This window comes from Methylomonas sp. BG-2 (assembly GCF_057766305.1).
Map to the genome: position 1 here is coordinate 1 of NZ_JBYMAP010000119.1, position 13,339 is coordinate 13,339.

Annotated in this window: 10 protein-coding genes and 1 pseudogene; all 11 read right to left on the bottom strand. The window is 62.1% G+C overall.

Annotated features, from left to right (window positions below; translation table 11 throughout):
- Positions 1 to 206: 206 nt before the first annotated feature.
- Complete coding sequence (locus tag AC3B8H_RS12650) at positions 207 to 1,577, bottom strand: DUF6519 domain-containing protein (RefSeq protein ID WP_488441925.1); 1,371 nt, start codon at positions 1,575 to 1,577, stop codon at positions 207 to 209.
- A gap of 26 nt (positions 1,578 to 1,603) precedes the next feature.
- On the bottom strand, positions 1,604 to 3,748 hold the full coding sequence (locus tag AC3B8H_RS12655) for a hypothetical protein (RefSeq protein WP_488441926.1): 2,145 nt from the start codon (positions 3,746 to 3,748) through the stop codon (positions 1,604 to 1,606).
- Positions 3,749 to 3,755: 7 nt separating this feature from the next.
- On the bottom strand, positions 3,756 to 7,091 hold the full coding sequence (locus AC3B8H_RS12660; RefSeq protein WP_488441927.1) for a putative baseplate assembly protein: 3,336 nt from the start codon (positions 7,089 to 7,091) through the stop codon (positions 3,756 to 3,758).
- Positions 7,088 to 9,625, bottom strand: a complete 2,538-nt coding sequence (locus AC3B8H_RS12665; protein WP_488441928.1) for a putative baseplate assembly protein — start codon at positions 9,623 to 9,625, stop codon at positions 7,088 to 7,090. The genes AC3B8H_RS12660 and AC3B8H_RS12665 overlap by 4 nt, the downstream gene beginning before the upstream one ends.
- Positions 9,622 to 9,984, bottom strand: a complete 363-nt coding sequence (locus tag AC3B8H_RS12670; protein ID WP_488441929.1) for a GPW/gp25 family protein — start codon at positions 9,982 to 9,984, stop codon at positions 9,622 to 9,624. Before AC3B8H_RS12670 ends, AC3B8H_RS12665 begins: the two co-directional genes overlap by 4 nt.
- 7 nt (positions 9,985 to 9,991) lie before the next feature.
- On the bottom strand, positions 9,992 to 10,315 hold the full coding sequence (locus AC3B8H_RS12675; RefSeq protein ID WP_313730035.1) for a hypothetical protein: 324 nt from the start codon (positions 10,313 to 10,315) through the stop codon (positions 9,992 to 9,994).
- A 1-nt stretch (position 10,316) separates the two neighbouring features.
- Positions 10,317 to 10,874: a phage baseplate assembly protein V gene (locus AC3B8H_RS12680; protein ID WP_168029401.1), complete on the bottom strand. Its 558-nt coding sequence runs from the start codon at positions 10,872 to 10,874 to the stop codon at positions 10,317 to 10,319.
- Positions 10,871 to 11,998 (bottom strand): hypothetical protein, encoded by a 1,128-nt coding sequence (locus AC3B8H_RS12685; RefSeq protein ID WP_488441930.1) that lies wholly within the window; start codon positions 11,996 to 11,998, stop codon positions 10,871 to 10,873. The genes AC3B8H_RS12680 and AC3B8H_RS12685 overlap by 4 nt, the downstream gene beginning before the upstream one ends.
- A complete protein-coding gene (locus tag AC3B8H_RS12690; protein ID WP_488441931.1) occupies positions 11,991 to 12,356 on the bottom strand; it encodes a LysM domain-containing protein in 366 nt (121 codons plus the stop codon). Before AC3B8H_RS12690 ends, AC3B8H_RS12685 begins: the two co-directional genes overlap by 8 nt.
- Before the next feature lie 9 nt (positions 12,357 to 12,365).
- Positions 12,366 to 13,016 (bottom strand): hypothetical protein, encoded by a 651-nt coding sequence (locus AC3B8H_RS12695; protein ID WP_488441932.1) that lies wholly within the window; start codon positions 13,014 to 13,016, stop codon positions 12,366 to 12,368.
- A gap of 112 nt (positions 13,017 to 13,128) precedes the next feature.
- A pseudogene (locus AC3B8H_RS12700) lies at positions 13,129 to 13,339 on the bottom strand (endonuclease/exonuclease/phosphatase family protein); the annotation flags it as partial.

A 13,339-nucleotide genomic window follows, 5' to 3' on the forward strand; every position in this document is an offset into this window, starting at 1 on the left:
CTTTAACCCAATGAATTTATTGGTTAATTGGCTTAAGTTGAGAGGATTGACATTAATCTAGCCTTAAGCGAAAATATAGGTGGCGCTCAGGGCAAACTGCTCTCGGGGTCGGCCTAGAGTCTGATTCCGCACATCTCCGGGGCTGAAAAACCGGTTCATAGCCGTAATCCTAAACAGTCCAACGCACAGCGCTCGGCGCGACTCGATTAGCTATCCCGGTTGTCCTGACATAATTTGTCTATCCCGGCGCCGTCGCCCAGCGGCCGGCCGAGACTGTTTTGGCAGTTGGCGGACAGCGGCGAGAAACCGCAGCGCAAGTCTTCTCTGACGGCTACGGCGTCACCTTCTCCGGAGTCGATTAGCGCCAGCGGCGCGTAGTGGTGCTCGACGCCAGCCGGCCGCTTGGAGAGCGCAACGCGGTTGCCTTGGCCGTCGTCGCGGTTTGGCCATTCGATGTCGCCGGTCGCGATGCGCGCCGGGATCAGCCAGTAGTCGCCGCCGCGCAAGTCGCCGTTAATTGTAAATTTGACTTCGATGCCGGCTTCCACAGGCTGCCATTCGCCGGGCTTGATTGCCAGACCGTCGGCGTCGCCCTGCTGGTCCCAGCGCCGCAGCAGCGGATGCCGGTCGGCGCGAAACACCAGCGGACTGGTGCCGGCCAAGGTCACGGTCTGGTTGATGCGATCAATGCTCCTCACTTGGCAGAGCGGATTGATCGCGTTCGACAACACACTGTCGTCATCCTGCAATTCCACCCAGTCTTTTTCGGTCAGGGTCAATTTGGCGTCGCGGCCCAAATGTTCCAGCGTTACGGTCAAGATTTCGCTGGCCGCATCGGCAACGACACTGGTCACCGGAAACGCGACCGCGCCGTTTTCCCGCGACCATTTGAAGGTCGCCGGACTCTCGTCGCCGCCGGGATTGTGAATTTCAATCCGGTACAACTGGTTTTCCTGACCGCGATATTGCGCGTCCGGCTGTTGGCAACAGGCGTCGGTCGGCGCATCCGCCGGTTTGACTTGCGCGGCCAAACAGGCTTGGCTAACGATCAATTGGCTGTCCAAGGCCTGCTGCCAATCCAGGCCTTCGGGAAGTTCCAAGGCTTTGACCTGCCACACCAATTGCGAGCGGCTGGCCGTGTCGGCGCCGTTCAGCGCTTTTTCGCGAATGGCATCGTCTTCCTGATAGCTGATATGGCGTTCCCAAACGTCCAGATACACCAGGTAGCGGCCCGACGGCAACGGGCCGGATTTCTCGTCCAAACGGAAATTGGGCTGGCTCAGGTAGGTCAGCCGCGCCGGGTTCTCGCACAACAGGCCATCAACATAATAGCGCCCCGGCCCAATATTGAAATCGCCCGGCTTGGGTTTGGGCTTGGTGAATATCTCGAAGCCGTGCGCCGCTGCCGGTCCACCATAGGGGCCGATCAAATCGGCGGCCAGGGTCTGCAAGTAATGCAGCAGAATCGCATTTTGCTCGTTCCAGTCGGCGTCGAGTTGCACCCGGCCTTGTTGCATCAATACCCGCAGGAACTGCTTATCCGGGGTAAACGTCATTCTCGAAAAATCGCCTTTCATATCGTCATCCTCAATTGTACGGCGGCTTAGCTCGCCAAAATGATGTCGGCATCGGTACCGGCCGGCGTGTATTCCTGCAGTCGCGTCCGCAAGTTAGCCAAGCGTTGCGGTTGGAACAAATCGTGAAACGCACCCATTTCCGCTTCGTCCTCGGCGCCGCGCCAGATTTCCGCCGGACAATCCGCGGCCAATTGCGCATAGGCGGGCGTACCGTAACGGCTGCTCGTGAAACGCGGCGCGACTCTTAATTGTTCGAGCAATTTGGCGTCGCCGCTCAATTCGGCGGTGGCCAGATCCGGTTGACAATGGTAGCGGCGCGGCGTCCGCGAGGTCGGCGGCGCGTAGCAAAACCGCATGCATCCCAATTGTCTCCGGGCCACGCAGACCGCACCCATGAAGAGGCTATCTTCCGCCAAGCTCAACACATGAATATTCACGCAACCGAACACGGTGGTACGAGCGATGGTCACAATGGCGTGAGCAAAGCCCGGCCCCGGCGCGCCGATCGCCTCGCTCTCCGGACCGTCGCCGTCCCAGCCGGTGGCATCGACGATGCTGTCGCTGATATGCAGTTCCAACGGCTCGGCGTTGACTTCGTCGTTGCCGATCTGTATCGACCCGACGATACTGTGCTCTATGCGGATACACACCAAACTGTTCAACACGGTCAGGCTGGGTTCGGCCGGCCGGCAAGGCTCGCAGGCGCAGTCCAGCGACCAGCCCGGCACCAAGGTGCAATGGCGGATCACCAGACTGCCCAGCGGGCCTTCGACCAGCACGCCGCGGCCGGCGATCATCAGACCGTCCAGCACCAGATGGCTATCGGCGCTGCCGCGAATACTGAAGCTGTCGGGCTGGTCGGTCTGCCAATCCAGCAAGCGGATGATGGGCCGAGTGGCGTCGCCGGCGCGAATTTGCAGGACGTGGCCGGGCGCCAGTTCCAGATTGATAGGCAGCACGTAGACGCCGCTATCGGCAATCTCGACCACGGCGCGGGCCGGTTGCTGCGCGGCGGCTTGGCCGGACTGCCAGGGCAGCAGGGCTTTTTGCAACTCGTCCTGCCCGCACACCCGGATCAATTGGCTAGCGTCGGCCTGGCTGAGTTCGCGCGGATATTCGCCGCCGCCCAGCGGTGCGCTGAAACCGTAGTGATACGACACCCAAACTTTCTTCGGTAACTGTTTGCTCGGAAACGCCAGCCGACCGCGTTCGGTATCGATCGCCAATTGGCCCTTGGGCGGCACGAAGCGCCAATCGCTCAGATCGGCGCTAACCAGTAAATCCCTGGGCAAGGGCTGCGGCGTGTCTTTCTTCGGCCAGCCCGGCGCCCAAATCGCAAAGCTGCGGCCTTCGCCGTAGTCGACAGGCGCGGCGGCGGTTTCGGCGTGAAACAAGCGACAGCGGATAGGCACCGGCAACCCGGTTTCCTCGGCAATCGTTTCGGCGACATCTGCTTGGGGCCGATGATAGAGCGGACTGTCGTTGCCCAGCGCGCTGAAGGTAAAACAATGCGGCGCCACTTCCTCCACGCAACAGGCCGAGGTTTTGCTGACCGAGTAGGCCTGAATTCGCCAGACGAACAAAGCCACCGCCGCCGGATGGTAACGGCCCGGCGAATGGCTTGAATGGATACGCCGCACGTCCACGCCATGGGCAATGGCGTCGAACGGACCACCCAGCAAAGCTAGGGCCGCGCCTTGGCGGACATCGACGCTGCGGCCCTGCGCTAGCCGCTGGTAATTCAGATGCTGAGTGCGGCTCAGCAGCGGTAAAAACTCCTCCGCCCGCGCCGGCCAGCCGGCCACGTCGGCGGCCAGGCTTTCCAGCAAGGCCAAGCTGCCCTTGCGCCGCCGATAGCGCAGGGTGTTGGCGATTTCCCGGCGCGGCGTCAAGGCCCGGTTCAGCAATCGGCCTTGCGGCGTCGCGTTGCCCGGCCGGCCGGCCGCCGCGACCGGTTGATAGCCGATCAAGTCGCCCAAATACGGCACCACCCAGTCGTCGCAGGTTTCGATGAACCAGTTTTCATAGAGTTGGGCAATGTCGGCCTCGAGCAGATCGGCCTGTTCGGCGATTACGCGCAACAATGCCCGTAACGGCTCGCCCTGTTCGGCGTCGCGAATCCGGTGGATCGCCGGCAGCAATTCGTAAAGTTTATCGAGTGTCGCGTTCATGCCAGCCTCACAGTATCGGATTCAAACTCAGCGTTTCCGGAATCTCGGCCGCCAACACCGCGATTTGCGCGGGCCTTATCGCGCCGTTTTCGTATTTGGCCAAATTCACGGCCAACTGTTGGGCCGGTTGCTTTTGCCCGGCGATCGCTTTGACAGCCTTGGCAATTTCGGCGGGTGTTAGCAAACGCCGCCCTGTCGCGTCGGGGATTTTTTCCGGCACGCCGCCAAAGGCATCGACATCGACATAAACCACCCCGGCCACGCCTTGCAGAGCGCTGATGATTTCCGACAAACAAATGCCCTGCCCCAACTCGCGGCGCTCGAAACCAAAGGCATCCAGCAATACCGCACGCAGGGCCGGCTCGACATTTTCCCAGCGATAATCGGCAGCGATGCGAACCTTGGCGCTGACGACGATCAACAACAATTCCCGCACCGCCAATTGCACGGGCTGAAACGGGTCGCCACAGTCGCGCAAGGCTTGGCGCAAGTTCAAAAACAAGTCGGAAGTCTCGTCGATCGGAATGTCTTCGGCGCCGGCCACCGTGACGTGAACGATCTGGCGACGGCCGTCGGACAATTCCAGCGCATGAGCCTTACCGATGCCGGCGTAGGTCCGGGAAAAATCCTGGTAATCGCGCACCGATACCAGCCGGTCCAGTGCCGCCAGGGTCAGCGGCGCGTTGGTCTTCGCCTGGTCGCGGCCTTCCGGATCGGCGCCGCCCGCAGCCCGCAATGGATTGACCACATCCCTGACGCCCAACGGGCGGCTCAACAGCAGGTTGATTTGCTCGGCCTTGACATTGCCGCCCTTGCCGATGCCGCTGCGATAAACCGCTTGAATATTTTCAACGCCGCTCGGCAAGCGCGCGCCGTGTACGCCGTCGCCGAAAATCACCGAAGTCTTACCCTCGTCGTCGGTTTGGGTCACGAAACCGCGGCCGGTTGAATTCAAATCGTTTAAAGCCGCCGCTTCCCGCCATTGCACGCCGTTGACCGACACCGCCAGCGTGCTATCGATGCCGGCCGGATTATTGGCAGCGACGAAAGTCAACGGCGCTTGCTTTAATGTAAACCGTTGCAAGACTTTGCCGCCGTTGCCGCTGCCCAGCACTTCCTTGCGGGTTTCGCCGTGGCTGGCCTTGACCACGTTGGCGTGGATCTTGACGGTATCGCGCTTAAAGCAATAGGCCAGCGGCTTGGCCAGCTTGACGAAGCTGTGAATGCGGTCGCCGGGCAAGCTGAACTCCAGTTTATCGACACCGCCGTTTCGGCCGGTCAAGCTGTAATAGGTCTGCCGATACAAATCCTGGCGCACCGAGGACAGCATCGCCAACTCGCTGAAACGCACGCCCGAGGTACCCGGCAAGTCGGCGCGCTCGCCGCTGACGATGACCCAGCGGCCGGCTTGCAAATCCTCGTGGTAGCGGTCCAGCTCCAGCAACTCGCCGTCGCCGCCGCACACCGGCGTACTGATCGGCTCTTCGGCCAAGGCTAGCGCTTCGCTTTGAATAAGCACCGTGGTGGTACGCACTGTGCTGAACGGTTCCGGGTTGGTGCCGGTGGGTTCGCCGATCCAGGCCTTCTGGTCAGGCAGGCTGACCGCCAGGCTTTTACCACTCAGGCCGTAGGCGGCCAGCGAGCGGTGTTGCAAGGTGTCCTTATCCAAACGCACGACGATCTCGCTACCGTCGGCTTTGGCAATCACGATCCAACCGCCGGTGGTCAACGGATAATCGGCGTCCAGATACAACGTGGTGGGCTGATGGAATACGGCACCGGTAACGGACCCGGTGCTGGACGTAGCTGGCGTGTTATACGGATTGGCGATACTCCATTCGGCCAGCGAATAAATGCCGTTTACCAATACCGTCTGGCGTAAAGGCGCGTTATGTCCGAACGGCGCGGCCTTGCCGCGCAACGCGTAAACCGTCACCGGCCCGTCCAGCGTGATCCGGGTATTGGCGGTCGCGGCGGCGAGATGTGTGCGCAAGGCCGGACTGAAGCGCTTGGCGATGGCGTTGTTGGCATCGGCCACCGCATTCAAGCCTTGGGTCGCGTAGCGCGCGGCGACATCGGTCGCCAACAGACTGGCGCGAAAACTCAGCTCTCCGCCGGTTACGCCACCATCCCCATCACCGCCACTGCCCGCATTCGGGTCCAATAGCGGTTCGGCAAAGAATTGGCCGGCTAAACCGCGGGGCAAGGCCGCCTGGTTGCGGGGCTGTAGCGACGGAGACTGAGTCAAGCCGGCGATAATTTGCCGGTAATCCTGCAAACCTTCCAGCGAAATACGAAGATAGCTGAGTCGGGGCACTCTAATGCCGTCCACCGACTTCACCGCATACGCCAGTTTCCGGCCATCCCGGCTCAACGCGATTTTGCTGCCGTTGGCGGCGATCTCCAGCAGCCAGGCGCCGCCGTCGGCCAGCGAATACAGCGTCAAGCCGACCTGCTCCGCTTCGTCTGTATCCACGCCGAAATGAAAATCGAAAAAGCCCGGCTCACCGCTGCCGTCGTCGAGCAACAGCAATTGATACGAGTCGTTAATGACGTCCGACCAACGCAAGCTGCCGCCGAGCGGCGTCACGCCGATCTGAAAACGTACCAAGGTGCGGTCGTGCTCGGGTTCCGGCAAGACTTCGCCAACCCGCAACAGCGCCGGCTCGTTGCCGCCGATCTGGATCAGCAGCGGATCGTCGACGTTCAGCTTGGTACTGATGCCTTTTAGATAAACGCGCGGCCCGCCGGGATCGAAAAACATCGACAACGGCGTTTGCGGGCGGCTCAGGCGCGGTTTCAAGGTGTTCCAGGCGGCGCGCGCCTCCAGATCGTCGCTGGTCTCGAAGGTCTGCGGCAACTCGCCCGGCGCCGGCAGACTTTGTACTTTCGCGCCTTTGGCTATCAGGCTGGGACCTTCGAATTTATCCTCCAAGCCGTAGGCCAAAAACACGCTGGCCGCGACGCCTGGCCTGGGCCGATAACCGATCAGCCGGGCCAATTCCAGCACCGAGCGCCGCTCGGTGGCGGTGCGCAGATAGCCTTCGTTGGCGACGCGTTCCTGGTAAAAACTCAGCACGTCGGCGAGGCTGGCCCAGCCCGCCAGTAGCGCGATCGAAAAATCGTCGGGCTGGCGGCTGGTCAAGGCCTGCACCGGATAACGGCCCGCTTCGCCCGGCTCGGCCAGATTCAGCGAGGACAGCCGCGCCAGCGCCGATTCCAGAAACGAGTGGTAGTCGCCGATCCGGTAACGCAAGGCCGGCAAGCCGGGCCGATTTTCGATGGCCGCCGGCACCGTGCTATCGATGCCGGTGCAACAACCGCAAGTCGAAAAGGTGTTCATCGTCCGCCCTCCATATTCAGCGTCAATAGTCCGCGTTCCGGAAAACCTTTATCGTTGTCCAGGCGGGCGATTTCCAGCGGCGCCAGCGTCAATACCCCGCTAGCGACGGCATCGCCGGCCGCTTCGAACAGGCGCCGCAACTCGACCACTTCGACGCCGGCCACGCCGGCCTCCGCTTGCGCCGCCGCGACGATACGGCTCAAATACACACCGTCGCCGAAACTGAGATGATCCGGATGAAAAAAGCCGCGCCGGCCGTCGGCCAAAGCGCGGTTGCTGAACAAGCTTTGCAAGCCGGCCCTTACCTGGCTTTGTAAAAAGCCGGACCGGACGCAGACCTTCAAGGTCAAGGCCAGCGGTACTTGCCGCGCGGTGACCACTTCCAGGTCGTGGCCGATACGCCGGTAGCGCCGCAAATGCCGATCGATGCGGCACAGCAAGGACCGGCAATCGGCGCTGGCCGCGTAGGCATCGACCACCACCCACATCCGGTAGCCGCTGCCGTTCCAACGCAGCGTCGCGGCGGCTTTTTGCACTTCGGCGGCGAAATCGCGCATCACGATATCCGCGTAGTCCTGTTCAGTGACGGCGCGTTGCAACACCCGCCGAAAGGCCTGCGGTGCCAGCAAACGCGCCTGAGCCACCGGCTCCGCCGCGACCCCGCCCTTGGCTGGCAGCGGATTGCGCGCCAAGATGGTCGCGCCGCCGGGTAAGCGGTCGCGGAACACGATGCGTTTAATCGCCTCGGCACCGACCAACCCGGCCGGGCCGTTGCCAACTCGGTAGCTGGCCGCGAAACGGGTGCCGGGCTGGGGTCTTCGGCCTTGTTGGCCGTCGCCGAAGCGCAGCCAGGCGACCGCGTCGTCGTCGATTTCGACGGAAAAGTGGCGGTCGCCGGCGTTGCTGTTCAACAAATCGGGCTGCGCCGACCAAACGGCCGGCGTGTCGCAAGCGCCGAGATCGGTTTCGGTCAAGGTCAACCAAGGCAGAGCCAGGCGGACATCCTGACCCGCTAACGCGGTGGCCTCGACGACTTGCGCTTGCGTGCCGCACGGGTCGGGCTGACGACAAGCCGGTAGCGGCTGGACGTGGGTCAATTCAGGCTGGCTCAAGCGCGGCCGAAAGCGCAGCGGCAAGGCTATCGGTTCGCGCACGCCGCAGTCGCCGCAATCCGGCATGTGCCAGCTGCCGGGCACCGCTTCCAGTGTTTCGGTCACGGTTTCGCCGTGATCGACCAGCAGCACATTGCCTCGGGCCACGCTGACACCGGTCAGCAACGAACAGTCGTCGTCCTTGACCGCCGACAAACACAACGCAAACGGCAAGGCGTCGGCCCGGCCCCAGCGGATATCGACGATGAAACGACCGGTCAACGGATCGACGCCCTCCTCGACCGCGATCAGCCGCACCGGATGGCGATGCTTGGGATCGGCATCGGCGCGGTTGCCGGTGTGTGGGCCGAGCACTTCCTCGAAGATCAACACTTCGCAGACTTGCAAATGCAATTGCCGGCTTTCCAAGCCGGGGTCCAGCAGAGTGGCCGAAGTTGCACCCTTGGCCAGACAGCATTGCGCGTCGCCCCAGGTATAAAATTCGATGGCATTGTGCGCCGCGTACCAGTGCAGGGTTTGTTTGGTCGGCACCAGCAGGGGTTCGTACACCAGATACGGTTGCGGCAGGGTTTTCGGTAAGTCCTCGGCCTTGAGTAAAACCGCGTCGTCGCTGTCACCGAATGCGGTAACGAAAAACACATCGGCACTATCGACCACCAAGTCTTGCGATACCTCCAGGCACAGCCAAGCCCTGGCGTTGCAACCCTCGTGCAAGCGGTAATCGACCAAGCGGGCGTGGCGCCGGACCGAGATCCGCCGCCGCGAGGTGTCCAGATACGCTTCGCTGGCGACGGCGTCCTGGTAGTAACTGAGATGGTCGCCAACGTAAGCCAGCAGTTCGACCAGCGTCACGCCCAAATCCGGCACGTGGCGTTCCCGCCAATCCGGCAACGTCAATGCCAGCCGGTCGTAAATCAATCGCCGGAAGCTGGCGTAATCCTTGGCCAGATAATTGATTTCCGGTCCTTCCGCCGCCGGCTCCGTGCAGCCTTGAACCGGCTTGCAGTCGATTTCGCCGCCGCAAGCCACCTTGAAATTAAAATCCAGACAGGCGTAGCGCGGATCGAAGCCGGCCAAAGTCCGCTCGGTAGGCCGGCCCTGTTCGTCCAGCGCCACCGCGCACAAGCGATAGTTGGAAAAATCGCCGTAACGGTCGACACCAACCCGCATGTAGTCGTCGCGCTCCGGATCTTCGTCGCGAACGATTTCGACCGACACTACCCGGATGCCGGTAATCCGTTCGCCGCCGAGGATGCGCAGATTCGCGGCCTCGAGGCGTTCCGGCGCCTTGCGCAGAAAAAACACCGTCAAGCTCAGTTGGTCGTCGCCGACTTCCAAATAATCGAAGCCGTTCAAGCTTTCGCTGGCCCGGACCAGCGCGCGGCGGCTAGCGTCTCGGCACAACAAGGCCGAGGCGCTCATGTCGGACTCCTGAGGAATTCCGCGCTACGGACCTCGCCGCTGCGCTTGACCCGGTATTGCACCTGCACCCGCAGGATCGAATCCTGACTGGTCACTTCCAAGCCCAGTACGTCCAGCACGTCGCCCAGCCAGCGCTGCAGGCCGGCTTGAATCGTGAATTGCAAAGTCGCGGCCAATTCGGGGCTATTCGGCGCGAACATCAGCTGCAACAAGCCGCTGCCGAAATCCGGTCGATTGACGCGTTCGCCGTTGTTGGTGAACAGGAATTGCTCGATCATGTCGCGGATATGCTCGTCGTCATTCGTGACGGCGGTACGCCCGCGCTGATCGAAATGCAAAGGAAAATCGACGGCTATCATGGCATCCTCACAGCGCGCTGACGCGGGTTTGGGTTAATAAAATCAACAGCGGCGTCGCGGTCGGCGCGCAGATCGCCTGACTGCTTTGCACCACCAGCGGTTGGCCGTTGGAGGTGACCCGGGTGGTACCCATCAGCCATTGCCCGGTCACGCAGGGGCCGTTGGCGGCGGGCGGCGGCGGCAACGCGCAGCCGGCAACAATATACGGCGCGGTCATCAGCACGGTCGGCTGGCCGCTGACCGTCACGCGCGGATTGGGCACCGTCGGCGTCGCCTGACCGCCGTGGGCGCATAACACCTGCGCGCCGACATGCACTAAAAAGCCCGCCATCTCAGGTCACCACCAGCGCCAGTTTGTTGATCATCACCGCCGGGCCCAGCATTTCCAGGCTGGCGCCCTTGCCGTTGCTGATGAAGATACCGGCGTCGTTGACCACGATGTAAGCGCCGGTGGTGCTGCGCAAAATCACGCCCCCGGTGGTCGGAATCGGCGGCATCACCGGCGGCGGCGGGGCCGGCGGCAGGTCGCTGACGATGATGCCCTGCTGCAACAAGGACTGAATCACGATATTGGGATCGGCGGGATTGCCGGCCAGCGCCGCCAGCGGAATATCGGTTTGCAGACCCCAGCGGCAACCAACCCAAATGGGCTTGTCCAGATCGCCGTGTTCGAACTCTATCCACACCCCGGCACCGATCGGCGGCACCATGTACACGCCCATCGGCGGCCCGGTCGGACCGGCCAGCGGCACGCAAGGTTCGGCAAAGGTGGTCGGAATCAATGAATTGACGTCCGGCACCAGCGCCTGAATCCGCCCGCGTTGTTCCGGATCGACGTTGTTGACCACGGTGCCGCGATATTTGCCCCAATATTTGTTTTCTTCGTTCATACCGGCAGCCTCGGCGTGTTGGAAATCAGCCCGTCGCGCGACAGCGTGAAGTTTTGTTTGTATTCGCCGTGTTTCAGGTTGTGGGTGACGCTATCGACGTAATACAAGCCGTCGTAAGCCAGACCGGCACCGCGCACGCCGACCACCATCCGCGCCCGCAAAGCCCGACCGTAGCGCAACACGTCCATCGAGCCGCTGCCGGTAATCGCGTTGGCGGAGCCTTTCAGCATTTGCCCGACCATCAGATTGACCACCCCCGGCGGGTCTTCGCCGGCGACTTCCTTGGCGAACCTGACCTTGGCGGGCGGCGTCGGCCGCGCGCCCAATGGCGGCTGAAAAATGCTGATGTTGGGTATCGGCACCGGGATCGGGATTTTATGGGTGATCGGGTCCATCACCGTGACGATCAGCACTTCCTTGGCCAAACCGTTCAACGAAAAACTCAGGCTGTCGACATTGCTGTGCGCGTCCATGTTGACGGTCAAGGCCGGCTGCGGAATCGGCAGCCGGATATTGGGGCCGAAGTAAGCCAGACTCTGGCCCGGCAACGGCCCGGATTCGACGTAAAACACGTAGCCGTTGCGCGCCGCCAATTTTTTGATATGGGCCAGATCGGTGGAATCCTGGGATTTGTAGCCCTTGGTCGGCGACATAAAATTCAGAAACAGCGGCGGCGTCACCAGCGGAATCACCCCGAAGGCGGCGTACGGCGCCAGGATCGTCAGCATTTGCAAGGTATCGTCCATGCCCGGAAACGGCCGTTTCAGTTCGACGATGTCCATCAGCACGCTCAAATCCTCGCCGGTAATGGTCAGCTTGGCCTGACCCGGCTCGCTGCTCGGCGACATTTCCTGGCGGGTGACGATGCCGTCGATCAACACGTTGGGGACGCCGTTCAGCGTGACGATGACCATCACCCGCGTCGTGATCGGGTCGAAATAACCCGCCGGCAGCAACGTGGTGGTCAGCAACGACCGGGAGCTGACCGCAAACACTAGCTGAAACCCGCTGCGCTCGCCGCCGCTGTTGACCTGGACGCTGGTCAAGGCCTCGATCACCGCCATCGGCGCCGGTATCGGCACCGCCGGACCGATCAGCAAGGTCAGGTTGATGCCGTTAAGCATTACCCGGCCCCGGAATGCCTTCCGGCAAGGTGATGCGCAATTTGCGACCGGCTTGTTCCAGCTCGCACGGTTGCAGAGCTCGGTTGGCATCGCACAGCCGCCAGAACTGTTCCGGGTCGCCCAGATAGCGGGCGGTGATATTGTCCAGCCGCTCGCCCTGAGTAACGGTATGTTCCTGCAGCAGTTCGAAGCGTTCCGGCGGCGGTACGAAGCGGCGGCGCAGATAGGCGATCTTGCGACCGTCGGCGCTTTCCAAAATCGCGGTCGGAATGCCGTAATAACGGCTGCTGGGCGGAAACGGACTGGCGGTTCCGCCGGGTTGCAGAAGTTGTTGCAAAGCCAGATTCGGATCGGTCATCGTCGTCTCCTAAATACCGCTGATGCCCAGCGCCGCAAACGCGCCGCCGGCAAATTTTTGCGCCAACTGCTCCTTGTTTTGCAGGTAGCTGATAAACAGGCTACCGCCCTTGTGATCGAAGCCGATGTCGTTGACGCTCAGCACCCGCAGGCCCAGACTGAGTTTGGCGCGTATCGGATTCAAGGCGGCGTCGAAGGCCTCCTCGGTGATGCTGAACTCGGTCAGCCGCACCGGCACGATGCGTTGCTTGCTCCAAATGAACAGCATCAACGCCGCTTCGGCCGGGGCGATTTCCAGGGTGCCGGCGCGCGCCAGGCTATTGGCGGCCTGCAACTGCGCACTGCTCGGGTAGACGATCAACTCCAGCGCCGCCAGTTGCGGATGCAAACCCACTTGGGTCGCCAGACCGTCGGCGATTTCCAACTGCTCGGCGGCATCGATTTCGGCGTCCAGCTTGATGGTTTCCACCGGCGGACCTTTCAGCCGCAAGGCTTCCGAGCGGTCGCCGCTGTCGGCGCCGATACCTTGCACTTGCAAGGAGCGGGTGATCGTGTCCGGGTTGTACTGCAAGGCGATGATGCGCCGCACCGCGCCGCTGCCGGGATCGATCAGCACCACGCCGCCCTTGACCAGTCTCGGCGAGCCGGGGAAACCGCTCATGAGCGTTCTCCCGGTCGCCGGCAATAGAGTCGGAATCGGTCAGGCCTATCGGCGGAGAAATCTTTTTGGGCAATGGCGGGCATCGTCGGCCTCCCTAGGTTTAGCGGCGCGTTCATAACGGCTCGCCGAATTCCGCGACGACCGGCGCGTGATCGGATTCCGGATAGAGTTTGTCGTTGGCGAAGGCGACCGACTCGTCGTGCAACGCCTCGTTGTGGACTTCGGTGCAGCGGTAGTTTTTTAGCAGCGCCCTGGAAATCAGGAGGTGATCAAGCATTTCGCCCTGGCCGCGATGGTAAAGACTGAAACGCGCGCTTTCCGGC